This window comes from Streptomyces sp. NPDC002588, assembly GCF_040295925.1.
In the GTDB taxonomy this organism is placed as follows: Bacteria; Actinomycetota; Actinomycetes; order Streptomycetales; family Streptomycetaceae; genus Streptomyces.
On sequence record NZ_JBEOWF010000039.1, the window covers coordinates 71,485 to 95,519 of the forward strand.

Consider the following 24,035-nt stretch of genomic DNA (forward strand, 5'->3'; position numbering starts at 1 on the left):
TCCCGTCTCCCCGGCTTCCGCTTCCGGGTCCGTCACTACTCGTCGCATGTCGCCGCCTCCTTCGGTGCCTTGACGCCGAGGAGCCGCGCAGCCTGGGCCGGCGTGGTGGCGGAGGACGTCAGCTCCGTCCAGTGCTCCTTGACCCGGGCGGTCACCTCGGCGCGCGGGCGGTTGAGGAGTTCCCGGACGACCGTCGTCTGAGCGGCGGACATTTCGAGCGGGTTCGTCGGGTCCAGGACCAGGTCGGCGCCTGCGGTGCTGTCGTTCAGCCGTACGTTCTGGAAGGTGTCCGTCGGGGTCGGGTCGGCGCCCAGCACCAGCCACATGATCGTCACCATGCGGGCGTCGCGGCACAGGTCGTCGAGCGCCACGTCCTCCTTGCCCGCCACGAGGACCGAGGCGACGCCGACCGCGAACTCCGGGACGCGGTTGCCGCCCCAGCGGGTGCCGACGGTGACCTGGCCGGGGGTGCTGACGGGTTCGACGTAGGTGTCCGTCTCCACGCCGTCGACGACGTCGATGCGCTGACGCACCGTCAACGGCATGGTCGCGGCCGTGCCGCCCGCCAGGGACTGGACCCGGTCGACGACCCCGGACCACTCCCGCCGCACGCCGCTCCACTCGGGGAACGAGCAGTACTTCGAGCCGCCGTACTCCGTGCAGGACTGCACCTTCTCGGGGGTCCTGGAAGCCGTCTTCCGGGCCGCCTCCAGGGCCGCCGTGTCGTGCGGCAGCTGTCCGATCGCACCGGCCGCGGTGGTGGCGAGGGCGAGGGCGGCCGCCGCCTTGACGGCGCGGGTGCGACCGCCGGAGAACAGCAGGGCCGCGCAGATCACGAGGGCGACCAGGCCCAGCAGGTACACCGCGTGCCAGGCGGCGGGGCGGCCGAGCAGATAGGAGGGGGCCGGGTCGCCGCCCCCGTCCTCGTCGAAGACGATCGGGGAGAGCCAGCCCCATCCCGTGCCCCCGGCACCGGCCGCGGCGGCGGCGGTCATGACCACGTAGAAGGCGATGACGAACAGTATGGGAGCGAAGGCGTAGGGCAGGAGCCGGGCCAGCAGCACTCCCGTGACACCGGCCAGCAGGACCGTCAGCGGGCCGACGGCCAGTTCGCCGATCGAGCCGTGGCCGATCGCGCCGGGCTTCAGCGCCGCCCACAGGTGTTCGACGGCCACCATCACCGCCGCGAGCGCCGCGTACGGGACGACGGAGAGGACGTGGGCGGCGGTGCGTCGCCAGGGCTCCATGGCCGTCACGTCGAACAGTTGGTCCGTGCCGTTCTTCCGCGAGCGCAGTGCCGCCGCGTTGGTGCAGACGAGGACGGCGATGGCGAACAGCACCGGTGCCGTCTGGGTACCCCGGTCGACCGTGTTGAGGACGGGGTAGTCGTCCATGCCGTCCGTGGAGAGCAGCTTCAGGACGACGAGCCCGGCCTCGAGGCAGAAGAAGAACAGGATCTGGATCGTGAACAGCAGTTCGCGGGCCTCGAAGCGGGCGAGGGCGAGGACGGCGCCGAAGCGGCGGACCGACGGGCCCTCCGCGGCGGCGGTGTCTTCCCTGACCGGGGTGTCCTGGGTGTCCTGGGTGTCCTGGGTTTCCGGGGTGTCCGGGGCTTCCGAGGCGTGTGGGGTGTCCGGGGTTTCCGGAGTGGCCGTGCCGGCCGGGGTGCGGGTCATGCCGTCACCTCCGCGCTCTCGCCGTCCAGGGCGAGCAGGTAGCCGTCCTCCAGGGTGGGTTCGAGGAGGTCGGCGCCCGCGGGCGGGTCGCCGATGTTGCGGAAGGTGCCGAGGCCGGTGCGCCAGCCGGCCAGGGCGTCCGCGTCGCGTTCCGCGCTGCTCCAGACCCGGCCGGCCGCGCGGGCGGTCAGCTCGGCGGGGGTGCCCTCGAAACGGATCCGGCCGCGGGCCAGGACGACGACACGGTGGCAGAGCATCGCCACGTCCTCCGTCTGGTGGGTGGACAGCAGGACCGTGCGCCCCTCGCCCGCCTGGGCGATCAGCTCGCGGAACCGCATGCGCTGTTCGGGGTCGAGTCCGACCGTCGGCTCGTCCAGGACCAGGAAACCCGGGTCGCCGACGAGGGCGGCGGCCAGGGCGACGCGCTGCCGCATCCCGCCGGAGAGCCGCTTGAGGCGCTTGCCGCGCACGTCCGACAGGTCGACGGCGTCCAGGACGCGCCGGACCTCGCGGTTACGGGCGGTGCGGTCGGTCATCTCCTTGAGGATCGCCACGTAGTCCACGAACTCGAAGGCGGTGAAGTCCGGGTGGAAGCCGGGGGTCTGCGGCAGGTAGCCGAGCGTGCGGCGCAGGGCGAGGCGGCCGGCGGTGGAGGAGGGGTCGTGGCCGAGGGCCGTGAACTCGCCGCCGTCGGCCGGGACGGCCGTGGCCAGCACCCGCAGCAGGGTGGTCTTGCCCGCCCCGTTGGGACCGAGCAGACCGGTGACACCCCGGGTCAGCCGCAGCGAGACGCCGTCGAGGGCGCGGGTCCCGCCGTAGCGAAGGGACAGGTCGGTGGCCCGTACGGTGGTGGGTTCGGCGATCGGGTCGATGGTCATGCGGGGCTCCTGTGGCTCCGGAGAGTGCGCCGACGGCCGCGGGGGGCGCGAGCGGGCGGTGAGGGCGGGGATGCGAGTGGGGACGGCTGTCGGGTCACGCCCCGTCCCCGCCATGGAAGCCGCCCAGCGGGCGGGTGTCGAAGCGGTCCCGGCTCTGGTAGAGCAGCAGGGCGGCGAGGAGGGCCACCCCCGCCGCGGCGGACTGGCCGACCGCGGTGAAGGGGGCCAGCGTGCTGTTGGCCGAGGAGTCGGACGCGGCCACCACGAGCACGGTCAGCCATGCGCCGCCGACCAGGGCGGGAGCGAGGACGGGGCCCAGCCGGGCGGCGAGCGCGAGCCCGGTCGTGGTGAGGGCGAGGGCGGGCAGCAGCCAGGCCAGGGCCATCAGGCCGTAGCCGGGCAGGGCGAGGGTGGCCAGGCCGTTGCACGCCAGGCCCGCGGTGAGCACCGCGACCGTACGGATCATCAGCAGCCGGAAGCCGTGCAGCGGGGCGACCACGGCCATCTCGTACGTCGGGTCGAGGGCCGGGCCGTAGGACAGGGCCACCCCGGCCAGCGGGAGCAGCGGGGCGAGTCCGAGGAACAGCGTGGGCTGGTCCGCCAGCCGAACCGCCAGCACCGTCATGACCAGCAGGAACAGCACCGACAGCAGCCAGGAGCGGCGCAGCACCGGGGTGGCCGTCAGCAGCCGCGCGGTGTGGTCGGTCACACCGATCCGCACCAACAGCCGCTCGGTGAGGCTCGGCCGCGGCACGTCCAGCTCGGCGTCCAGCCGCTCCCAGCCGGCGTCCAGGGCGACCGGGTCGGTGCTCCGCGCGAGGCGGGCCCGGCACTCCGCGCACGCCGTGAGGTGCGTGTCGGCGGACCACATCAGAGGCGGCGCCAACTCGCCGTGGGCGTAGGCGCGCAGGTCGTCCTCGGCCACATGCCACGTCATGCCCGTGCCTCCTTCTGCTGGTCGATGCCCGTGCCCGGGCGGGCGTTCCGCACCGCTTCGTACGGCGCGGGGCGTTCTGCCCTGTGCCACATCGCGCGCTCCCCTTCCGTGGCCGCCGCCTCGGCCTGCGCGTACCAGCGCAGGCCGGTGTCACCGGTGCGGCGAGTGCGTCTCACGCACTCCCGCGGGACGCGTCGTTCGTCCCCGGACCGCTTCATGCCAGCGCCTCCCGCAGTTGCTTGCGGGCTCGCTGCGCCCGCGTCTTGACCGTGCCGGGCGGGATGCCGAGCAGGACGGCCGCCTCCCGGGTGGTGAGCCCGTCGATGACGGTCGCCTGCAGGACGGCCCGCAGCTCCGGCGAGAGACGGGTCAGGGCACCCGCGAGGTCCCCGTGCTCCACCCCCGCGAGCACGCGCTCCTCGGCCGAGACCTCGTCGCGGTGGCGCAGACGCGCCAGGGTCTGGCGCAGCCGGCCGCGCGCGCCGTCGCCACGCAGGGCGTCCACCAGCCGCCGCGCGGCGATCCGCCACAACCAGCCGGCCACATCGCCCTCCTCGCGGTAACGGGCGCTGCCCCGCCACACCGCGAGGAACGTCTCCTGTACGACGTCGTCGACTATCCCGGCGTCGGTGCAGCGGCCGCGCATGCGCGCGGTCAGCCACGGGGCGTACCGCCGGTACAGCTCCTCGAAGGCGTGACGGTCCGCGTCTGCCGCGATGGCCCGCAGCAGCTCCCCGTCGCTTCTCGTTTCGCTCACATCCCCTCATCGGAACGACCCCGTCGATCGGTTCACGGTTCGCCGCACGAATTTTTCTTGACTTTGCGCGCCGCCTCCCACCACCCTTTCACTACTCAATTAGTGAAAGGGTGGTTGTCCCAGTGGTCGAATACCGCATCGACCGGCACAGCGGCGTGGCCACCTACGTCCAGATCGTGCAGCAGACCAAACAGGCCCTGCGCCTGGGTGTGTTGCGGCCCGGCGACAAGCTGCCCACCGCCCGCGAGGTCGTCGAGGCGACCGCCATCAACCCGAACACCGTGCTGAAGGCGTACCGCGAGCTGGAGCGGGACGGGCTGGTGGAGGCGCGGCGCGGGCTCGGCACGTTCGTGCGGCGCGGGCTGAGCACCGCCCCGGCCGACTCGCCCCTGCGCACCGAGCTGGACGCCTGGGCCGTGCGGGCCCGGCAGGCCGGCCTGGACCGGGACGACGTGGGCGCGCTCTTCACCGCCGTACTGGAGGAGCACTTCGCGCCCGGCACGAACCCCGGCCGGGCCTCCGGTCACCACTCCGCACACGACCCCGCTCACCCGGATCACGCGCACCTTCAGGGAGATCCCTCATGACCGACACCGCCATGGCGGCAACCGCGCTCGGCAAGCGTTTCGGCCGACGCGGGGGCTGGGCGTTGCGGGACTGTACGTTCCAGCTGCCCGCCGGCCGCGTCTGTGCCGTCGTAGGGCCCAACGGAGCGGGCAAGTCCACGCTCCTCTTCCTGGCCGCCGGGCTGCTGGCGCCCACCGAGGGCACGGTCACCGTCCTCGGTACCGACCCGGCGTCCGCCCGCTCGCGTGTCGGCTACGTCGCCCAGGACAAGCCGCTGTTCCCGCAGCTCAGCATCGCCGAGACACTGCGGGTGGGGGCCGATCTCAACCCGGGCCGCTGGGACGCCGCGACCGCAGAACGGATCGTCTCGGCGGGCGAACTGGACCCCAAGCGGAAGATCCGCGCGCTCTCCGGCGGCCAGCGCACCCGTGTCGCCCTCGCGCTCGCCCTCGGCAAACGGCCCGAACTGCTGCTCCTCGACGAGCCGATGGCCGATCTCGACCCGCTCGCCCGGCACGAGCTGATGGGCACCCTGATGTCCCAGGCTGCGCAGCACGGGACCACGATCGCCATGTCCTCGCACGTGGTCGCCGAGCTGGAGGACTCCTGCGACCACCTGTTGCTGGTCGGCGGCGGCCAGGTCCGCCTGGCCGGGGAGATCGAGGACCTGATCGCCGCCCACGCGCGCGTGAGCGTCACGACCGAGCCGTCCGAGCCGTCGGAGCCGGCCGGCACCCCGGCGGACCTCTCTCCCCACACCGTGGTCGAGTCCCGCGTCACCGGTCGCCAGCTCACCGCGCTGATCCGACCGGCCGGCCGCCTCCCCGACGGCTGGCGCACCGCGCCGCCCTCCCTGGAGGAACTCGTCCTCTCCTATCTGCGCAACCCGCAGGCCGCCTCCCTCACCCCGGCTCACCGCGAGGAGGCCGCCGCATGACCGCCCTGACCCTCGTCGCCCCGGCGCCCGCCCGCCCTCCGGGCCCCCGCTGGCTCCTGCGCCTGCACCGCCCCGCCCTCTACATATGGCTGGGCCTGGTGGCCGTCCTCGCCGTCGGCCTGGTGTGGCTGTGGGGCCCGCTGACCGACGCGTCGGCCGAGGCCTGGCGGCAGTACCGGGCCGACTGCGCGGACACCGACCCCTGCACCTACGACCAGAACGCGATCGTCCGCTACAAGAGCGTCTACAACTACCTGACGTCCGCCCTGACCGCACTCCCCTTCCTGGTCGCCGCCTGGGCGGGCGCCGCCCTGTTCGGCCGCGACCTGGAGAACGGCACCGCGCACCTCGCCTGGACCCAGGGCATCAGCCCGACCCGCTGGCTGGCCACCAAACTCGCCGTTCCCGCCGCCGCCGTCGCCGCGGGCACCGGCGTGCTGGTCACGCTGCACCACCTGATGTGGGCGGCGAGCAAGGGCCGTATCGACACCGCCAAGTCCTGGTACGACAACGTGACCCTGCACACCAACGGCCCCACGACGGTCGCCTTCGCCCTGGCCGGCCTGGCCGGCGGCGCCGTCGCGGGCCTGCTGCTGCGCCGGACCCTGCCCGCGCTGGGCGTCGCACTCGGCATCGCCGCCGCCGTGCGGGTGGCGGCGGACCAGGCCATGCCGCATCTGTGGCCGGGCGTCACCAAGGTCACCGGCCTCAGCACCGGCCCCGACGGGGCCGGACTCGAGATCAGCAGCGGCCTGGTCACCTCCGGCGGCGGCCATGTCGCCGACCCCGGCTGCCTCTCCCCGAGGCCTGAGGTCTGCACCGCGATGTACGCCAGGCTCGACGCCACCGGCTTCTACGACACCTACCACCCCGAGTCCCACTACTGGCCCCTCCAGCTGACCACTACCGCCCTCGTCCTGGCCGTCGCCGCCGCACTCACCGTGGCCGCGTTCACCCTGCTCAGGCGGTCGACGGCGACCCGGCCCGGCGACTCGCGGGGCGACCGTCCGCGGGGCGGCGGGGAGAACGCCGTATGACAAAGGTGGCAGGCGCGGGGTCCGACATCTTCGCGGCGCCGCGCACGGCGCGTACCGTCCTGCGCCTGCACCGGATCGCCCTCGTCGTCTGGGGGCTCTCCGTGGTCGTCCTCTGCGCCCGCCTGGTGTGGCTCGCCGAGGTCACCGCGAAGGAGGAGCGCAAAGCACTCGACGCCTGCGGGGCGAGTCAGGACTGGTGCGACCCGACGATGGCCGGCATGCCCGGCTACGAGGCGGGCATCGGCTGGACCGGCTGGCTGATCTCGCACGCCTTCCTCGCCGTGGCCGCCTTCGCGGGCGGCGCGCTGATCGGCCGCGAACTGGAGAACGGCACCGCGCACCTCGCCTGGACCCAGGGCGTCACCCCGGCCCGCTGGCTCACCGCCAAGCTCGCCGTACCCGCGCTCGCCGTCACCGCCGGAGCCACCGTCCTGGTGCTCGTGTACCGCTGGGCGGCGCGCGACGACCGCGACCCGATGTACGACCCCTGGTCCGGCGACGCGTTCGTCTCCCGCGGTCCCGCCGTCGCGGCGTACGCCCTGTGCGCGCTCGCCGTCGGCGCGCTGGCCGCGCTCCTGGTGCGCCGCGCGCTGCCGGCGCTCGCCGTCTCCGTCACCGCGACGGGGCTGCTCGGCTTCGCGCTGGCGCGGTACCGCGGCTCGCTCTGGCCGACCGTGACCGCCACCTCGCGGTCGGAGGACGTCGACCGTCCGTTCACCGCGTGGGAGACGGAGAGCGGCGCCGTCGTCCACGGCCGTCGCGTCCCGTACTTCGACGCCTTCGGCTGCGACGGCCCGAGGGCCAGGATGCGGGCCTGTCTGGACGACCTCGGCGTCTCGCGCTTCTACGTCACCTACCACCCCGAGTCCCACTACCGGCCGATCCATCTCGTGGAGACCGGCGTCGTCCTCGCCGTCGCCGCCCTCGCCGCCCTCGCGGCCTACTGGCTGCTGCGCCGCCGTACGGCCTGAGGGGAACGGCGGGTACGCGCGTGTACGTCCTTTCGGAGGGGGAGAGGACGTACACGCTCCGCCGGCGCACCGACCCCGGCGAGCCGCTCCCCGATTTCCCGCACGCCATGTCTCCGTAACCACCGGTTCAGACGACCTTGCGAGGCTCGGCGAATGCACCCCGCCGTGCCCGAGGCTTCGCCGCCCCCCGAGGGGAATGTCCCCGACGGGAAGGTCGCCATGCTCCCGCCCGCACGTTCCGACGCGCCCGTCACCCTGTTGGCGCGGAACAATGGGTTTATGAGCCAGCCACACGCCGCCCAGGCCGACGTCCAGCACGCCCAGCCCTCCGTGGGCTCCATAGCCGCGCACCGCCCGCACACCGTCTCGGCCGCGGTCTCCGACCTGGAACCCGACATCGACGCCGACCTCGACTCGTACGAGGAGGCGCCGTACGACGGCCCCCAGCTGCCCCAGGGCCGTTTCCTCGACCGGGAGCGCAGCTGGCTGGCGTTCAACGAGCGGGTGCTCGAACTCGCCGAGGACCCGAACACCCCCCTCCTCGAACGGGCCAATTTCCTCGCGATCTTCGCCAGCAACCTGGACGAGTTCTTCATGGTCCGGGTGGCCGGACTGAAGCGCCGCATCGCGACCGGCGTGGCGACCCGCTCCGCCTCCGGGCTGCAGCCCCGCGAGGTGCTGGAGATGATCTGGGCGCGCTCGCGGGAGCTCATGGCCCGGCACGCCGCGACCTACCACGAGGACATCGCCCCGGCGCTCGCCGAGGAGGGCATCCACCTCGTCCGCTGGAGCGAGCTGACGGAGAAGGAGCAGGCGCGCCTCTTCACGCTGTTCCGGCACCAGATCTTCCCGGTCCTCACCCCCCTGGCCGTCGACCCCGCGCACCCCTTCCCGTACATCTCGGGTCTCTCGCTGAACCTCGCGGTCGTCGTACGCAACCCGGTGAGCGGCCACGACCACTTCGCGCGCGTCAAGGTGCCGCCGCTGCTGTCCCGCTTCCTGGAGGCCTCCCCGGGCCGGTTCGTCCCCATCGAGGACGTCATCGGCGCCCACCTGGAGGAGCTGTTCCCGGGCATGGAGGTGCTGGAGCACCACGCCTTCCGGCTCACCCGCAACGAGGACCTGGAGGTCGAGGAGGACGACGCGGAGAACCTGCTCCAGGCCCTGGAGAAGGAGCTCATGCGGCGCCGGTTCGGCCCGCCGGTGCGCCTGGAGGTCGAGGAGTCCATCGACCGCAAGGTGCTCGACCTCCTGGTCCGCGAGCTGAAGATCAGCGAGGCCGAGGTCTACCCGCTGCCCGGCCCCCTCGACCTGACCGGGCTCTTCCGCATCCACGGACTCGACCGGCCCGAGCTGAAGTACAAGAAGTTCATCGCCGGCACGCACCGCGATCTCGCCGAGGTGGAGTCCGCCTCCGCCCCCGACATCTTCGGCGCGCTGCGCAGCCGGGACGTGCTCCTGCACCACCCGTACGACAGTTTCTCCACCTCCGTCCAGGCCTTCCTGGAGCAGGCGGCCGCCGACCCGGACGTGCTCGCGATCAAGCAGACCCTGTACCGGACCTCCGGCGACTCCCCGATAGTCGACGCGCTCATCGACGCCGCCGAGTCCGGCAAGCAGGTCCTCGTCCTGGTCGAGATCAAGGCCCGGTTCGACGAGCACGCCAACATCAAGTGGGCCCGCAAGCTGGAGGAGGCCGGCTGCCATGTCGTCTACGGCCTCGTCGGTCTGAAGACCCACTGCAAGCTGTCCCTGGTGGTCCGTCAGGAGGGCGACACGCTGCGGCGTTACAGCCACGTCGGCACCGGCAACTACCACCCGAAGACGGCCCGGCTGTACGAGGACCTCGGCCTGCTGACCGCCGACCCGCAGGTCGGCGCGGACCTCTCCGACCTCTTCAACCGGCTCTCCGGCTACTCGCGCCGCGAGACCTACCGCCGGCTCCTCGTGGCCCCCAAGTCGCTGCGCGACGGCCTGATCTCGCGGATCGAGAAGGAGATCCAGCACCACCGCGCGGGGCGGCCCGCCCACGTCCGCATCAAGGTCAACTCGATCGTCGACGAGGCCCTGATCGACTCCCTCTACCGGGCATCCCAGGCGGGCGTGCCGGTCGAGGTGTGGGTGCGCGGCATCTGCGCGGTGCGCCCGGGCGTGCCCGGCCTGTCGGAGAACATCACGGTCCGCTCGATCCTCGGCCGCTTCCTCGAGCACTCGCGGGTGTTCGGCTTCGGCAACGGCGGGGAGCCCGAGGTGTGGATCGGCAGCGCCGACATGATGCACCGCAACCTCGACCGTCGTATCGAGGCCCTGGTCAGGGTCACCGACCCGGCCCACCGGGCGGCCCTGAACCGGCTGCTCGAGACGGGCATGTCCGACTCCACATCCTCCTGGCACCTCGGCCCCGACGGCGAGTGGACCCGGCACGCGACCGACCCGGACGGCCAACCCCTGCGCAACGTCCAGGAGATGCTCATAGACGCCCGGAGGCGCCGGCGTGGCACAGCGACACCATGACCTGACGGAACCCGCGGCCGGTGCCGGCCCCGCTCTCGGCTCCGCTCGAGCGGGAGGGCCCCCCGGCGGGGACGCCCTCGCGGGCTACCTCCGGGACCAGGCCACGGACTTCCTCCGCGCACTGCGGCTGCACCGCGAGACGGGGGGCGGTACGTCGTCGTCCAACGGGCCGGCGGCGGTCGGCTCGTCCTCCCGCGGGACGGCGGAGGGCGCTCAGGACGAGGTCGACGCGGCGCGCGCCCTGCGCCGCACGGCCCGCCGTATCAGCGGCAGCCTGCACACCTTCCGCCCCCTTCTCGATCCCGACTGGTCGGAACAGATCCGCCCGGAACTGGCCTGGCTGTCGGGGACGCTGGCTCTGGAGCACGCGTACGCGGCGCGGCTGGAGCGCCTGCTCCTGGCGCTGCACCGGCTGTCGGGGTCGTCCGTGGTGCCGCCCCAGACCGAACCGGCCGCGGGCGGCCGGCCCGGCGCGGCGGCGCCCGCGGCGAGAAAACCGGTGTCCGGCACCGTCGGCCGCCCCACCCAGCCCGCGCCCGCTCCCGACCGCGGCAACCTCACCGTGGGCGCGGCCAAGGCGGGCGCCCTCCTGGACCGTCAGCTGACCCTCGCCCGCACCCGAGCCCACTCCACGGCTCTCCAGGCTCTCGGCTCCTCCCGTTTCCACGCGGTCGCGGACAAGGTCGCCGTCCTCGCGAGCGAGGTCCCCCTCACCGCCGCCGCCCCCGCCACCGACCTCCGCCCGCTGGCCGCCGCCGCCGAGGAACGCCTCGCGGACGCCGTCTCCGCCCTCCCTCTGATCACCGCGGGCAGTCCCTACAACGCGGAGGCGCTGGTCCACGGCCTCTCCCCGGACCCTGCCCCGCACCCGCAGGACGCCCCCTGGCACCAGGTCCGTCTGCTGCTGCGTCTGCACCGCTACGCCTGCGAGGTCCTGCGCGGCCGCGGCGCGCCCCTGGACATGCGGCTGATCACCGCGGGGCAGGCCCTCGACCGGCACCGGGACGCCTCCGAGGCGGCGGCCGCCGCGGCCCAGGCCGCCCGTACGCCCCGTATCGCACCGGCCACCGCGTACGCCCTCGGCGTGCTGCACGCCGACCAGCGGCATGAGGTGGAGGCAGCGCGGTACGCGTTCCAGCGGTGCTGGCAGAAGCAGACCGTCGGCACGCCGTAGGCGGCGCGCCGGACACGCGTGGCGGCGGGCACATCCTGGACAGCGTGCCTTAACGCCATGTACAGGTCGCCGTAAACAGGAGGACGGCCGGCAGGGAAGACAGAGAGTGAGAACGCCATCCCGTCAGGCGGTGAAACCGAGTGAGCTCCCCGAACGAGACCACCTCGAACGAGATACCCGTCCAGGCCGCCGGCTGTGTCCTGTGGCGCCGGTCACCGGTCGGCGGTGAACTGGAGTTGTGTCTGGTCCACCGGCCCAAGTACGACGACTGGTCACACCCCAAGGGCAAGCTCAAGCGGGGCGAGGACTGGCTCACCGCCGCTCTGCGCGAGGTCGCGGAGGAGACGGGCTACCGGGCTGTCCCGGGCCCGCCGCTCCCCACGATGGAGTACGAGGCGAACGGCCGCCCGAAGCAGGTCCGCTACTGGGCCGCCGAGGCCGTTTCCGGCTGTTTCGCCCCGAACGACGAGGTAGACCGCCTCCTCTGGCTCCAGCCGACGGCGGCTCGCGTCCGGCTCACCCAGCCCAGGGACCGTGAACTGGTGGACGCCCTCCTGAGCACCATGCGCCTCAGCTGACCCACGGCCCAACCGTGTCCTCGACGTAAGCGTTCCGTGACCTTACCGGGCCTTCCCCATGGGTTCACCCTCCGTTCATTCACGCCCGTAGGCGCCTTCACCTGTTCTGCCTAATTTCGGCCTTACCCGGTGCGGCGCGCGGACTGACGGAAGCGCCCCACGCCAGACATTGACTTTCGCACGCCGCCGAATTCAGGACGGCGGCTCCTGGAAGGATCTCCCTCAAGTGAAGCTTCAGCGCATGAACCGGCGGGCCCTCTCCCTCGGTGCTCTCGCCGTCTCCGGCGCCCTGGCCCTCACGGCGTGCGGCTCCGACGACACCGGCTCCGGCAGCAGCTCCAGCAGCTCCGCCTCGGCCGGCTCGTCCAGCTCCATCAAGTGCGACGACGCCAAGGGCCAGCTGCTCGCCGACGGCTCCTCCGCGCAGAAGAACGCGATCGACGCCTGGGTGAAGAACTTCACGCAGGCCTGCTCCGGCGTCCAGATCAACTACAAGGGCTCCGGCTCGGGCGCCGGTGTCACCGCGTTCACCCAGGGCCAGGTCGCGTTCGCCGGTTCGGACTCCGCGCTCAAGCCCGAAGAGGTCACCGCGTCCAAGTCGGTCTGCTCCGGCGGCCAGGGCATCGACCTGCCGATGGTCGCAGGCCCGATCGCCGTGGCGTACAACGTCTCCGGCGTGGACAACCTGGTTCTCGACGCCGCCACGATCGCCAAGATCTTCGACGGCAAGATCACCAAGTGGAACGACTCCGCGATCGCCAAGCTGAACCCCGACGCGAAGCTTCCCGACCTGAAGATCCAGCCGTACCACCGCTCGGACGAGTCGGGTACGACGGACAACTTCACCAAGTACCTGATCGCCGCCACCCCGGACAACTGGAAGTACTCCGGCGGCAAGGCCTGGCAGGCCAAGGGCGGCCAGTCCGCCGCCGGCTCCTCCGGTGTCGCCCAGGGTGTGAAGCAGACCAACGGCGCCATCGGTTACATGGAGCTGTCCTACGCCAAGGACGGTCTGGGCACGGTCGCCATCGACACCGGCGCCTCCGCCCCGGTCAAGGCCTCGTCCGACGGCGCCACCAAGGCCGTCGCCGCCGCCCAGGTCGTCGGCACGGGCAGCGACCTGTCGCTGAAGCTCGACTACACGACCAAGGCCGACGGCGCCTACCCGATCACCCTGGTCACCTACGAGATCGCCTGCGACAAGGGCAACAAGGCCGCCACGCTGCCCGCCACCAAGGCGTTCCTGCGCTACATCGCCGGCACCGATGGCCAGGGCATCCTGTCGGGCATCGACTACGCGCCGATCCCCGACGCCATCATCTCCAAGGTCCGCACCACCATCGAGGGCCTGAGCTGATCTGAGAGGTGCGGTCCGGCACCGGGGCGACCCGGTCCGGACCGCACCCGTCCGGTGCACCGCCGCCAGGGGCCGGCCCCACCGGCCCCGCCCGAGCCGCCCATCACCCGCAGGCGGCTCCGCAGACCGGAGACCCCCATGGACATATCGACGAAGAACACAGACACCGCAGACGCACCTCCCCCCGCCCCGCCGACCGCGGCCCAGAAGGCCGCAGCCCGCGGCGCCACCCGACCCGGCGACCGGATCTTCCTCGGTCTTTCCCGCGGGTCGGGCATCCTGCTGCTCGTGATCATGGCAGCGATCGCGGTCTTCCTGGCCTATCGCGCCTACCTCGCCATCAGCAAGGACGACGCCAACTTCCTCACCACCTTCGAGTGGAACACCGGCCTGATCCCGCCGAAGTTCGGCGTCGCGGTCCTGGCCTTCGGCACAGTGGTCTCGTCCATCATCGCGATGGTCATCGCGGTACCGATCGCGGTCGCCATCGCCCTCTTCATCACGCACTACGCCCCGCGCCGCCTGAGCGGCCCCATCGCGTACGTGATCGACCTGCTCGCCGCCGTCCCGTCCATCGTGTACGGCCTCTGGGGCGCCCTGATCCTCGTACCGCACATGGACGGCCTGTTCGGCTGGCTGAACGACTACCTGGGCTGGACCGGCGTCTTCTCCTGGGACGAGGGCGCCCCGCGCTCGATGCTCACGGTGGGCGTCCTCCTCGCCATCATGATCCTTCCGGTCATCACCAACGTGAGCCGCGAGGTCTTCCGCCAGGTTCCGCAGATGCAGGAGGAGGCGGCCCTGGCGCTGGGCGCCACCCGCTGGGAGGTCATCCGCATGGCGGTGATCCCCTTCGGCCGCTCCGGTGTCATCTCGGCCTCGATGCTCGGCCTCGGCCGCGCCCTCGGCGAGACGATGGCCGTCGCCACGGTCCTCTCCCCCGACTTCGAGATCCACGCCAGCCTGCTGAACCCCGGCGGCGGCACCTTCGCCCAGAACATCGCCAGCAAGTTCAACGAGGCGACGGAGTTCGGCCGTGACGCGCTCATCGCCTCCGGTCTGGTCCTCTTCGTCATCACCCTGCTGGTCAACGGCGCGGCTCGCATGATCATCGCCCGCCGCAAGGAGTACTCGGGGGCCAACGCATGAGCAACGCAACAGCAGTCGCCGACAAGCGCCCCAGCACCCTGCGCGGCGCCAGCCTCCCCTCCTGGTCCCCGTGGGCCGTCGCCGGCGGATCGATCGTCCTCGCCGTCCTCATCGGCCTCGTCGGAGGCCTGGACAGCAAGGTGCAGTGGGGTCTGATCGCGGGCGTCCTCTTCCTCCTCGGCACCTACGGCATCGCCGCCAAGGTGGAGGGCCGCCGGCAGGCCAAGGACCGGATCGCGACCTCCCTGGTCTGGGTCGCCTTCCTGCTCGCCGTGGTCCCGCTGGTCTCCCTGCTCTGGACGACCGTCGCGCGCGGCGTGAAGGTCCTGGACATCTACTTCCTCACCCACTCGATGGGTGTCGTCGCCGACTCCGAGCCGGGCGGCGGTATCTACCACGCCATCATCGGCACCCTGGAGCAGGTGGGCCTCGCCACCCTGATCGGCGCCCCGATCGGCATCCTGACGGCGATCTACCTGGTGGAGTACGGCCGGGGCAAGCTGGCGAAGGCGGTCACGTTCTTCGTGGACGTCATGACGGGCATCCCGTCCATCGTCGCGGGTCTGTTCATCCTCAGCCTCATGCTGATGTTCGAGATGCAGCCCTTCGGCTTCGCGGGCTCCCTCGCGCTGGCGATCCTGATGATGCCCGTGGTCGTGCGCTCGACCGAGGAGATGCTGAAGCTCGTCCCGAACGAGCTGCGTGAGGCGAGCCTGGCACTCGGCGTCCCGAAGTGGCGCACGATCCTGAAGGTGGTCGTCCCGACCTCTATCGGAGGCATCATCACCGGTGTGATGCTGGCGGTGGCCCGCATCGCGGGCGAGACAGCCCCCGTCCTCCTCCTGGTCTTCGGCAACCCCTTCATCAACAACAACCCCTTCGAGGGCGCTCAGGCCTCGCTGCCGCTGTACATCTACCAGCAGTACTCGCAGAGTGCTGGTTCGACGGCGGCGTACGACCGCGCCTGGGCGGCGTCGCTCACGCTGATCGCCTTCGTGATGATCCTCAACCTGGTGGCCCGCGGCATCGCCCGCTGGAAGGCCCCCAAGTCCGGTCGCTGACCGCGGCCCTCCTCAGCGACCCGACTCCGGAAGTGAAGAAGCAGACACTATGTCCAAGCGAATCGACGTAAGCGGACTGACCGCGTACTACGGCTCCCACAAGGCGATCGAGGACATCTCGATGACGGTCGAGCCGCGCTCGGTGACGGCCTTCATCGGCCCCTCCGGCTGCGGCAAGTCGACGTTCCTGCGCACGCTGAACCGTATGCACGAGGTGACCTCGGGCGGCCGGGTCGAGGGCAAGGTGCTCCTCGACGACGAGGACCTGTACGGCTCGGGGGTGGACCCGGTGTCCGTCCGCCGTGAGATCGGCATGGTCTTCCAGCGCCCGAACCCCTTCCCCACGATGTCGATCTTCGACAACGTGGCCGCGGGCCTGCGCCTGAACGGCACCCACAAGAAGAGCGAACTGACCGAGATCGTCGAGAAGTCACTCAAGGGCGCGAACCTCTGGAACGAGGTGAAGGACCGCCTCAACAAGCCCGGTTCGGGTCTGTCGGGCGGTCAGCAGCAGCGCCTCTGCATCGCCCGCGCGATCGCGGTCGAACCGAAGGTCCTCCTGATGGACGAGCCCTGCTCGGCCCTCGACCCGATCTCGACCCTCGCCATCGAGGATTTGATCGGCGAGCTGAAGGAACGCTTCACGATCGTCATCGTGACGCACAACATGCAGCAGGCCGCCCGTGTCTCCGACCGCACCGCCTTCTTCAACCTCTCGGCGGTCGGCCAGCCCGGCAAGCTGATCGAGATAGACGACACGGAGCGCATCTTCTCCAACCCCTCGGTCCAGGCGACGGAGGACTACATCTCGGGCCGCTTCGGCTGAGCCGAGGCCGGTGTCCGGACCCCTCGCGGTGCTGCATGGCGGTGCCACCGCGAGGCCGCAAAAAGCCCGCCCCCCGACTGCTTCGGGGGGCGGGCTCGCGCGTTTTCACCGGGGCGGGGCCGGCCGGCGGGACCGGAGGAACAGGACAGGAGCAGGACAGGCGGTCCTACAGGAACGCCAGGTCGACCACCCAGAACGCCCCCGCCGCGACCCCCGCGGCCGCCGGCATGGTGATGAACCACCCCAGCACGATGTTCTTCGCGACACCCCACCGCACCGCGTTGATCCGCTTCGTCGCCCCCACGCCCATGATCGCCGACGTGATCACATGCGTGGTGGAGATCGGTGCCTTGAACAGGAACGCCGTGGTGAACATGATCGACGCCCCCGTGGTCTCCGCGGCGAACCCCTGCGGCGGATCCAACTCGATGATCTTCCGTCCCAGCGTCCGCATGATGCGCCACCCGCCGGCGTACGTCCCCAGCGACAGCATCACCGCGCAGGCTATTTTCACCCACACCGGAATCGGATCGTCCGCCCCCTGCACATCCCCGATGACGAGCGCCATCACCACGATGCCCATCGTCTTCTGGGCGTCCTGCAGACCGTGCCCGAGCGCCATCCCCGCCGCGGAAACCGTCTGCGCTATCCGGAAGCCCCGCTTGACCTTGTGCGGATTGGCCCGCCGGAACATCCACAGAATCGCCGTCATCACCAGGTAACCGGTGATCAGCCCCACCACCGGGGAAACGAACATCGGAATGATGACCTTGTCGACCACCCCGGACCAGATGACCTCCGTACCCCCGGCCAGCGCCGCCCCCACCATGCCGCCGAACAGCGCGTGCGACGAGGATGAAGGAAGGCCGAAGTACCAGGTCACGAGGTTCCACACGATCGCGCCCACCAGAGCCGCGAAGAGGATCGCCATCCCCTTCGACCCCTGCGGCGTCTCGATCAGCCCGCTGCTGACGGTGTGCGCGACGCCACTGCCCAGAAAGGCCCCGGCGAGGTTCATCACCGCGGCCATGGCCAGTGCCGCCCGCGGTGTGAGCGCCCGCGTCGAGACCGACGTGGCGATCGCGTTCGCGGAGTCGTGGAAACCGTTCGTGTAGGTGAAACCGAGCGCGACACAGATGGTCACGACCAGAGCAAAGGTGTCCATGTAGAGCTCAGGACTCCTTGACGGCGATGGTCTCCACCGTGTTCGCCACGTGTTCGAACGCGTCGGCGGCTTCCTCCAGCACGTCCACGATCTGCTTGAGCTTCAGCACCTCGATCGCGTCGTACTTGCCGTTGAAGAGGTGGGCCAGCAGCTTCCGGTGGATCTGGTCCGCCTGGTTCTCCAGCCGGTTGACCTCGATCCAGTACTCGGTGAGGTTCTCCATGGTCCGCAGGTTCGGCATCGCCTCCGCCGTCAGCTCGGCGGCCCGCGCCAGCACCTCGATCTGCTGCTCGACACCCTTGGGCAGGTCCTCGACGTTGTAGAGGACGACCAGGTCGACGGCCTCCTCCATGAAGTCCATGATGTCGTCGAGGGAGGACGCGAGGGAGTAGATGTCCTCGCGGTCGAAGGGCGTGATGAACGAGGAGTTCAGCTGGTGGAAGATCGCGTGCGTGGCATCGTCACCGGCATGTTCCGCGGCCCGCATACGCTCTGCGATCTCGGCCCGGCCGGCGGTGTCCGCCCCGAGCAGTTCCATGAGGAGTTTCGAGCCCGTGACGATGTTGTCCGCGGATGCGGCGAACATGTCATAGAAGCTCGTCTCCCTCGGGGTCAGACGAAAGCGCACTTGGGGTCCTCAGGATGCATCGGTTTCGGTCAAGCCGTGGGCCAGGCTGATGCTAAGCGCACCATCCGGACATGGCTATCGGGCCGCCCCCCAGTGTCACCCATCGGACAAGGTGATCAGCACGGGGGCACTTCAAGGGCCTTGTACCCGGCAAAGTTCGTTACGATATACCCGGCAGGGGTATATGTCGCAAACGGGAGGACGCCATGACGACGACGGAGGCCACCGAGACCACGGAGCCCGGTCCCCCCACGCTCCCCGGACACGCTGAGCACACCACTCACGGCTACCACAAGCAGAAGGACGAGCACCTCAAGCGCCTGCGCAGGATCGAGGGTCAGATCCGCGGCCTGCAGCGCATGGTCGACGAGGACACCTACTGCATCGACATACTCACCCAGGTGTCCGCCTCCACCAAGGCCCTGCAGTCCTTCGCGCTGCAACTGCTGGAGGAACACCTGCGCCACTGCGTCGCCGACGCGGCCCTCAAGGGCGGCCACGAGATCGACGCGAAGGTGGAGGAAGCGACCAAGGCGATCGGCCGCCTACTGCGCACCTGATCCGGGGCCGTCCTCGGAGGCCCCGGGCTCCCCGGTCCCGCCCCGCTCCTCGGCCACCCGCAGCACCTCGTCGATGCTCTCCATGCTGAGCCGTTCCTCGCCGGCCGCCGAGGCCGCGATGATCAGCTCCCCGCACAACTCGATCTCGGCGAGTGCCACGTGGTCCTGAACTGCCGTACCGCCGACCGGAGCCACGCGCATCACCTCGTCCCTGCCGTCACCGGCTTCCTAGAGTAGGGAGAGGTATACACCGTGCGCATGGCACGGACGGGCTAGTCCTTGTGCCCATCCTGTGACCACGACCACGCCCGCCCCCACACCCTTGACCGCCTCCTCCCCCGCGCCGCACCCCCGTGGCTGATTTCCGCCCCCGCTCAGTCCTCGGCGATCCGCCCGGCGAAAATGTCCTCCGCCGCCGGCAGCCGTACGTCGACGCGGGCCCCGAAGTCGTAGAGCAGGGTCGTCGACGCCACCGCCACGGCGTCCTCCCGCCGCCCGTTCACAAAGCTGAACCGGTGCCGGACCTTGCGGATCCGCCCCTCGTCGTCGAGGTAGACGTCGAACGGCACCCGGGCCGTGGCGAACCCTTTCGCCGCCGCCGTCAGCGCCCCCCGGCTCCGGTCCGAGGCGTCCTCGGCGGCCACCACCAGATCGGCCGTCCCGCGAAAGTGCCGCACCGCGACCCCCGCGACCTCCGCCCTCCCCACGTACGTCGCCGTCCGCGCCCCCCGCAGCACCTCGGCCGCGGCGTACGGATCCGTCGCCCCGCCGGTCACCAGGTTCCCGTCGGACAGCGTCGCCGTCTCCACCCGCACCCATTTGTCCGCCGGCACCCCGGCACCCCGGTTCTTCATGAACAGCGCACCCGGCGTGAGCAGTTCGGTGATGGGCCGGTGCTCGCTCGCCCCCGCCGGATCCTGCGGCAGCATCACCTTCAGCCGGCCCAGCTGCCTGCGGTAGTCGTAGACACCCTCGCCGCGGATGGTCACCCGCGTCCCGCCCGTCGCCATCTCCATCGACGTACGCGCCTTCGAACTCCCCGCCACCCGCAACGCGTCGGCGGCGCCGTGCAACAACGCCACCGCGTCCCCGCCGCCGGCCCCGCCGTCCGTCCCGCCGCCGGCCCCCGCGCACCCCCCGGCCACGAGCCCCGCGACGACCGCCGCCGCACCACGCCATCCGCGCCGCCTGTGCCACCGCTCCGTCATCGCTGCCTACCCCCAGCCGGTACGTCCGTCACGGGTCACTCGTCGTCCGGCCTAACGACGGTCACGTGCCCCCGTCACGCGCCCCCGCCCCCGGCGCGACCGCCGAACGGGTCGTTGGCACCGCACGGACACGCTTCCCTCACCGCTCCCTCACCGCTCTCCCGCCGCTCCCCCTCACCGCTCTCCGCCGCCATACGAGCCCTTTACCCTTGCTCGGTAACGTTGTCGGTGTGACGCAGCAGGACGGCTCGGCCGCTCCCCGCTCCGACGGGGAACACACCACCACGACCGTCGAACAGGGCAGGTTCTGCCTGGCCCGTTGCACATGCGGCTGGCGCGGTCCGGCGCGCAGAGCCAGAAGCCTGGCCCGCTCGGACGCGGAGGGCCACGCCCACGCCTGACGCGTCACCGTTCCGTCACCGCTCGGGCCCGCTGGAACCCGTACGCTCGGGGGCCCGTCTCGCAAGCTGAGGCCGACAGGCCGAGGGAAGCCGACAGGCCGACGGAAGGCGCAGGACATGGAACGGCGTACGTTCATCGCAGGCGGTGCGGCCACGGTCGCGGCGGTCACCACCGCGGCATGCAGCACTGCGAACGGCGGCGGCGCGAGCGCCTCGGCCTCCGAGAGCGGCGAGACCGCCGGCGGAATCACCGCCCTCACCGCCGGCGCGTCCTCCGCCCCCGCCAACTGGACGGCCCTCGCCCGCGATCTGGACGGCACCCTCGTGCGCCCCGGTGACGCCTCCTGGGCGACGGCCCGCCAGCTCTACAACACCCGCTTCGACAACCTGAAGCCGGCGGCCGTGGCCTACGTCGCGCACGCCGACGACATCCGCACGGTCCTCGCCTACGCCCGCGCGCACCACACCAAGGTCTCCATACGCAACGGCGGCCACTCCTACGGCGGCTGGTCCTCGGGCGACGGCCGGCTGATCGTCGACGTGTCGAAGCTGAAGACGATCCGCGCGAGCGGCACCCAGGCCGTCGTGGGCGCCGGCGCCAAACTGATCGACGTCTACCGCGCCCTCGCCGCGAAGGGCGTGACCATCCCGGCGGGCTCCTGCCCGACGGTCGGTGTCTCGGGCCTGGTCCTCGGCGGCGGCCACGGAGTCGTCTCCCGCGCCTACGGCCTGACCTGCGACAGCCTCACCCAGGCCACGATCATCACGGCCGACGGCAAGCAGCTGGTGACCAACGCCACGCAGAACAAGGACCTGTTCTGGGCCCTGCGCGGCGCCGGAAACGGCAACTTCGGCATCGTCACGGAGCTGCAGTTCAGGACCCACCCCGCCCCGCAGGCGGTGACCGGCTATCTCACCTGGCCCTGGTCGAGGGCGGCGGCCGTGGTGAAGGCCTGGCAGGAGTGGGGCCCGTCCCAGCCGGACGAGATCTGGTCCTCCCTCCACCTGGGCGCGTCCGCCGGCGGCAACCCCACCGTCTCGGTGGCCGCGTTCTGCATAGGCACCTACGGCCAGCTCCAGAACGCGGTCGACCGCCTGGCCGACCAGGTCGGTGCCCCGGCCTCCTCGGTCTCCCTGCGCCGCCGCGGCTACGAGGCGGCGATGGAGGCCTACGCCGGCTGCTCCTCCTTCAGCGCCGACGCGCAGTGCCACCTCCCCGGCTCGACCCCGGGCCGTTCCCCGCAGGGCAAGCTGGGCCGGGAGACGTACGCGGCCCGCTCCGACTTCTTCGACCGCTCACTGACGACGGCGGGCATCCAGACCCTGCTGCAGCAGATGAGGACGGTCCAGGGCGGCGCGGGCAGCATCGCCCTCACCGCGCTCGGCGGCGCGGTCAACCGCGTCTCGCCCACGGCCACCGCGTTCGTCCACCGCCGCTCGCGCATGCTGGCCCAGTACATCGTGTCCTGGCGGGCGGGGACGACGGGTTCGGCGGCCCAGTCCTGGCTGAACACGGCCCACAAGTCGATGTCGCCGTACGCGTCGGGCGCCGCCTACCAGAACTACGCCGACCCGACCCTCACGAACTGGCGCAAGGCGTACTACGGCGACGCGCTCCCGCGGCTGACCCGGCTGAAGAAGCAGTACGACCCGACGGGTTTCTTCACCTACCCCCAAGCCCTTTAGTTCCAGGGAGTCTCAGGCGGCGAGATCCCGCTCCTCGGTGGCGGCGGCGGACCGGGTCCCCGGGACGAACGCGCCCTGGGCCTCGGCCCGGGCGGTCCGGCTCCGCACGACCCAGCCCATCCGGGGCGAGGCGTCCACGGCCTTCAGCAGCGGGGTGAGCAGCAGGGAGGCAAGCGGCGAGAGCAGCAGCGCGACGGCCGTCCCGAGCGCGAACCCACCGACGACGTCCGTCGGATAGTGCACCCCCATGTACACCCGGCAGAACCCCTCGGCGAGAGCGATCCCGATCCCGGCGAGCCCGAACCCCCGGTGGGCGACGAACAGGCCCACCGCCATGGCCATGGTGAGCGTGGCGTGGTCGCTCACGAAGGAGTAGTCGGTCTTGCCGGAGACGAGAACGTCGAGCCCCTGGTGTTCGAGGAACGGGCGGGGCCGCTCCACGAACCCGCGTATCGGCACGTTCACCAGCACCGCGACGGCGGCGGCGAGCGGCGCCCACACCAGCGCGGCGACGGAGGACGCGGCCTCCTCGGCGCCGGCCGGCCGACGCCGCATGCTCCACCAGCACCACACGACGAGCAGCACCATGGCGAGCAGCAGCCCCCACTCACCGACGAACTCCACCACCCGGTCGAGCCAGTGCGGAGCGTCCTTGGCGAGGCCGTTGATGTCGTAGAGCAGGTCGACGTCGGGGTTCGACCCGGAATCGGCGAGTCCAGCCATGATGCTGTGGCCCCTTCGTCATGTTCCGCACGGAGCGTCTCTTCCACGCCCGCTCCAACAGGAACGCACGGCCCCGGTTGATACGTTCCACTCTCCACTGAATGATCACGCAGACGTTATCGAAGAGAGATACATCGCCGCAGCTCAGAGGGCGGGTCCTGGGACCCGTCAGACGTTCGTGGGGAGCGCTTTCGCGCCATCTTCGGTGACGCGCGTGGCACCAAAGTAGTCAGCCGAGTCGATGGGATCAAACCGGATGACGGCCCCCGTGTAGGGCGCGTCGATCATGTACCCGCCCCCCACGTAGATACCCACGTGATGGATGGCCCGCGAGTTGCCGGGATCGGTCGAGAAGAACACCAGGTCCCCCGGCAGCAGTTCGCTCCGCTTCGGGTGCGGCCCCGCGTTGTACTGATCGTTGGCGACCCGCGGCAGGGTGATCCCCACACTCGCGTAGGCGGCCTTGGTCAACCCGGAGCAGTCGAACCGTCCGCCCTGGTCAGCGGTACCGTTCCCACCCCACAGATAGGGCGTCCCCAACTTCTTCTGCGCGTAGTAGATGGCCCCGGCGGCCTGCTTCGAGGGATCGACCCGGGAGACGGGAGCGGCGAAGCTCTTCGCCAGCGTCGTGATCGTCTTGACGTAGTTCTGCGTCTCCCGGTACGGCGGCACGCCCCCGTACCTGATGACCGCGTCGGCCCCCGCGTTGTAGGACGCGAGCATGTTCCGGGTCGGATCTCCGGGCACGTTCTTCACGTACGAGGCGAGCTGGCAGTCGTACGACGCGGCCGACGGAATCGCGTCATTCGGGTCCCAGACGTCACGGTCGCCGTCGCCGTCGCCGTCGATGCCGTGCGTGGCCCAGGTCCCCGGGATGAACTGAGCGATCCCCTGCGCGGCGGCGGCACTCTGCGCCCTGGGGTTGAATCCGCTCTCCTGGTACAGCTGGGCGGCGAGCAGCGCGGGATTGATCGCGGAGCACAGGTTGCCCCACTTCTGCACGAGAGCCTGGTACGCGGTCGGCACCGCGCCCTTGGCCAGGCCGACACTGCCGGCGCCCACGCCGTTGACGATGTTCCCGGCGACGACGTACACGCCGACGACGAGCAGCATCACGAAGCTGAGCCCCGCCGCCGCGGCGGCACCCGCCACGATCCATGCCTTACGCACCGTCAACCGCCCCTCGCCCACCGCGATTCCGCCCGCGTCAGTCTATGAGCTTCCCGCGCGGAACCCGCCGCAACC

Annotated in this window: 25 protein-coding genes; 14 read left to right on the plus strand and 11 right to left on the minus strand. The window is 71.2% G+C overall.

Annotated features, from left to right (window positions below; all coding sequences use genetic code 11):
- Positions 1 to 35 precede the first annotated feature (35 nt).
- From ABT057_RS35645 to ABT057_RS35665, 5 genes are all read right to left on the minus strand, one after another.
- Positions 36 to 1,676, minus strand: a complete 1,641-nt coding sequence (locus ABT057_RS35645; RefSeq protein ID WP_352348018.1) for an ABC transporter permease — start codon at positions 1,674 to 1,676, stop codon at positions 36 to 38.
- Positions 1,673 to 2,554, minus strand: coding sequence for an ABC transporter ATP-binding protein (locus ABT057_RS35650; protein WP_352348019.1), 882 nt, complete (start codon positions 2,552 to 2,554; stop codon positions 1,673 to 1,675). Before ABT057_RS35650 ends, ABT057_RS35645 begins: the two co-directional genes overlap by 4 nt.
- Positions 2,555 to 2,648: 94 nt before the next feature.
- The gene (locus ABT057_RS35655; RefSeq protein ID WP_352348020.1) at positions 2,649 to 3,491 is read right to left on the minus strand and encodes an anti-sigma factor family protein; all 843 of its coding nucleotides are present in this window, start codon (positions 3,489 to 3,491) and stop codon (positions 2,649 to 2,651) included.
- Positions 3,488 to 3,667 carry a hypothetical protein gene (locus ABT057_RS35660; RefSeq protein WP_352348021.1) on the minus strand — a complete coding sequence of 60 codons (180 nt, stop codon included), beginning with the start codon at positions 3,665 to 3,667 and terminating at the stop codon, positions 3,488 to 3,490. Before ABT057_RS35660 ends, ABT057_RS35655 begins: the two co-directional genes overlap by 4 nt.
- A gap of 38 nt (positions 3,668 to 3,705) precedes the next feature.
- Positions 3,706 to 4,248 (minus strand): RNA polymerase sigma factor, encoded by a 543-nt coding sequence (locus ABT057_RS35665; RefSeq protein WP_352348022.1) that lies wholly within the window; start codon positions 4,246 to 4,248, stop codon positions 3,706 to 3,708.
- Positions 4,249 to 4,370: 122 nt separating this feature from the next.
- On the opposite strand from ABT057_RS35665, the gene ABT057_RS35670 reads away from it, so the two are divergent.
- The 11 genes from ABT057_RS35670 (at position 4,371) to pstB (ending at position 16,419) form a co-directional block, all read left to right on the plus strand.
- Positions 4,371 to 4,835 (plus strand): GntR family transcriptional regulator, encoded by a 465-nt coding sequence (locus tag ABT057_RS35670; RefSeq protein WP_352348023.1) that lies wholly within the window; start codon positions 4,371 to 4,373, stop codon positions 4,833 to 4,835.
- Positions 4,832 to 5,752 carry an ABC transporter ATP-binding protein gene (locus ABT057_RS35675; RefSeq protein ID WP_352348024.1) on the plus strand — a complete coding sequence of 307 codons (921 nt, stop codon included), beginning with the start codon at positions 4,832 to 4,834 and terminating at the stop codon, positions 5,750 to 5,752. The genes ABT057_RS35670 and ABT057_RS35675 overlap by 4 nt, the downstream gene beginning before the upstream one ends.
- Positions 5,749 to 6,789, plus strand: coding sequence for an ABC-2 membrane transporter-related protein (locus ABT057_RS35680; protein WP_352348025.1), 1,041 nt, complete (start codon positions 5,749 to 5,751; stop codon positions 6,787 to 6,789). The genes ABT057_RS35675 and ABT057_RS35680 overlap by 4 nt, the downstream gene beginning before the upstream one ends.
- Entirely contained in the window at positions 6,786 to 7,760 is a 975-nt protein-coding gene (locus ABT057_RS35685) for an ABC-2 membrane transporter-related protein (RefSeq protein ID WP_352348026.1), read from the plus strand. Before ABT057_RS35680 ends, ABT057_RS35685 begins: the two co-directional genes overlap by 4 nt.
- Before the next feature lie 153 nt (positions 7,761 to 7,913).
- Complete coding sequence (locus tag ABT057_RS35690) at positions 7,914 to 10,274, plus strand: RNA degradosome polyphosphate kinase (protein ID WP_502974020.1); 2,361 nt, start codon at positions 7,914 to 7,916, stop codon at positions 10,272 to 10,274.
- On the plus strand, positions 10,255 to 11,448 hold the full coding sequence (locus ABT057_RS35695; RefSeq protein WP_352348028.1) for a CHAD domain-containing protein: 1,194 nt from the start codon (positions 10,255 to 10,257) through the stop codon (positions 11,446 to 11,448). Before ABT057_RS35690 ends, ABT057_RS35695 begins: the two co-directional genes overlap by 20 nt.
- Before the next feature lie 140 nt (positions 11,449 to 11,588).
- Positions 11,589 to 12,026 (plus strand): NUDIX hydrolase, encoded by a 438-nt coding sequence (locus tag ABT057_RS35700; protein WP_352348029.1) that lies wholly within the window; start codon positions 11,589 to 11,591, stop codon positions 12,024 to 12,026.
- Positions 12,027 to 12,252: 226 nt separating this feature from the next.
- Positions 12,253 to 13,383 (plus strand): phosphate ABC transporter substrate-binding protein PstS, encoded by a 1,131-nt coding sequence (gene pstS, locus ABT057_RS35705; protein WP_352348030.1) that lies wholly within the window; start codon positions 12,253 to 12,255, stop codon positions 13,381 to 13,383.
- Between the two features lie 138 nt (positions 13,384 to 13,521).
- Positions 13,522 to 14,532 (plus strand): phosphate ABC transporter permease subunit PstC, encoded by a 1,011-nt coding sequence (gene pstC / locus ABT057_RS35710; RefSeq protein WP_352348031.1) that lies wholly within the window; start codon positions 13,522 to 13,524, stop codon positions 14,530 to 14,532.
- On the plus strand, positions 14,529 to 15,593 hold the full coding sequence (gene pstA, locus ABT057_RS35715; protein WP_352348032.1) for a phosphate ABC transporter permease PstA: 1,065 nt from the start codon (positions 14,529 to 14,531) through the stop codon (positions 15,591 to 15,593). The genes pstC and pstA overlap by 4 nt, the downstream gene beginning before the upstream one ends.
- Before the next feature lie 49 nt (positions 15,594 to 15,642).
- Entirely contained in the window at positions 15,643 to 16,419 is a 777-nt protein-coding gene (pstB, locus tag ABT057_RS35720; protein ID WP_352348033.1) for a phosphate ABC transporter ATP-binding protein PstB, read from the plus strand.
- Between the two features lie 166 nt (positions 16,420 to 16,585).
- On the opposite strand, the gene ABT057_RS35725 is transcribed toward pstB, so the two are convergent.
- Positions 16,586 to 17,584 carry an inorganic phosphate transporter gene (locus ABT057_RS35725; protein WP_352348034.1) on the minus strand — a complete coding sequence of 333 codons (999 nt, stop codon included), beginning with the start codon at positions 17,582 to 17,584 and terminating at the stop codon, positions 16,586 to 16,588.
- 7 nt (positions 17,585 to 17,591) lie between these two features.
- Positions 17,592 to 18,212, minus strand: a complete 621-nt coding sequence (locus tag ABT057_RS35730; RefSeq protein WP_055638981.1) for a DUF47 domain-containing protein — start codon at positions 18,210 to 18,212, stop codon at positions 17,592 to 17,594.
- A gap of 206 nt (positions 18,213 to 18,418) precedes the next feature.
- On the opposite strand from ABT057_RS35730, the gene ABT057_RS35735 reads away from it, so the two are divergent.
- Entirely contained in the window at positions 18,419 to 18,772 is a 354-nt protein-coding gene (locus tag ABT057_RS35735) for a metal-sensitive transcriptional regulator (protein WP_352348035.1), read from the plus strand.
- Here ABT057_RS35735 and ABT057_RS35740 read toward each other — a convergent pair.
- Both ABT057_RS35740 and ABT057_RS35745 read right to left on the minus strand, forming a co-directional pair.
- Entirely contained in the window at positions 18,758 to 18,973 is a 216-nt protein-coding gene (locus ABT057_RS35740; RefSeq protein WP_352348036.1) for a hypothetical protein, read from the minus strand. The genes ABT057_RS35735 and ABT057_RS35740 overlap by 15 nt on opposite strands.
- A gap of 173 nt (positions 18,974 to 19,146) precedes the next feature.
- Positions 19,147 to 19,980, minus strand: a complete 834-nt coding sequence (locus ABT057_RS35745; RefSeq protein ID WP_352348037.1) for an SCO4651 family lipoprotein — start codon at positions 19,978 to 19,980, stop codon at positions 19,147 to 19,149.
- 230 nt (positions 19,981 to 20,210) lie between these two features.
- Between ABT057_RS35745 and ABT057_RS35750 the strand changes: the two genes are divergently transcribed.
- Both ABT057_RS35750 and ABT057_RS35755 read left to right on the plus strand, forming a co-directional pair.
- Positions 20,211 to 20,381 (plus strand): hypothetical protein, encoded by a 171-nt coding sequence (locus ABT057_RS35750; protein ID WP_352348038.1) that lies wholly within the window; start codon positions 20,211 to 20,213, stop codon positions 20,379 to 20,381.
- A gap of 117 nt (positions 20,382 to 20,498) precedes the next feature.
- Positions 20,499 to 22,067 (plus strand): FAD-binding oxidoreductase, encoded by a 1,569-nt coding sequence (locus ABT057_RS35755; RefSeq protein WP_352348039.1) that lies wholly within the window; start codon positions 20,499 to 20,501, stop codon positions 22,065 to 22,067.
- 12 nt (positions 22,068 to 22,079) lie between these two features.
- On the opposite strand, the gene ABT057_RS35760 is transcribed toward ABT057_RS35755, so the two are convergent.
- Together ABT057_RS35760 and ABT057_RS35765 are read right to left on the minus strand one after the other, a co-directional pair.
- On the minus strand, positions 22,080 to 22,790 hold the full coding sequence (locus ABT057_RS35760; protein WP_352348040.1) for a phosphatase PAP2 family protein: 711 nt from the start codon (positions 22,788 to 22,790) through the stop codon (positions 22,080 to 22,082).
- A gap of 168 nt (positions 22,791 to 22,958) precedes the next feature.
- Positions 22,959 to 23,966, minus strand: coding sequence for a C40 family peptidase (locus ABT057_RS35765; RefSeq protein WP_352348041.1), 1,008 nt, complete (start codon positions 23,964 to 23,966; stop codon positions 22,959 to 22,961).
- Positions 23,967 to 24,035: the final 69 nt, after the last annotated feature.